Below are 402 nucleotides of genomic sequence, written 5' to 3'. Positions count from 1 at the left end.
ATCATGACCTTATATGTTAATAAAATCTATCTAGGTCAAGGTGCCTATGGGATTAAAGCTGCCGCTAAGCAATATTATAGTAAATCATTAAATAACCTAACCATTGCAGAAATGGCAATGATTGCAGGTCTGCCAAAAGCGCCATCCAAATACAATCCTGTTGCCAACCCTGAGCGCGCGTTAGAGCGGCGCAACTGGATTTTGGGTCAGATGCTTAAAAATGGCGCAATTAGCCAAGCGCAACACGACGAAGCGGTTGCCGCACCCATTGGACTGCGCCTATACCAAGCAAAGCTTGATAAAAACTTACCGTATTTGGCAGAAATGACCCGTGCCTCATTGGTAGAGCAATATGGCGAAGCTGTCATCAATTCGGGCTGGCGTGTGAAACTTACCATTAAT

1 protein-coding gene is annotated in these 402 nt (G+C 44.8%); it reads left to right on the top strand.

Annotated features, from left to right (window positions below):
- Positions 1-402, top strand: a 402-nt coding sequence (locus J1781_RS00140; protein ID WP_217232989.1) for a transglycosylase domain-containing protein, incomplete at both ends; no start/stop codon positions are given.

The organism is Rahnella perminowiae (genome assembly GCF_019049695.1).
Classification (GTDB): Bacteria; Pseudomonadota; Gammaproteobacteria; order Enterobacterales; family Enterobacteriaceae; genus Rahnella; species Rahnella perminowiae.
The sequence above is the reverse complement of the archived record's forward strand: the minus strand, read 5'-3'. Positions and strand labels throughout refer to the sequence as shown.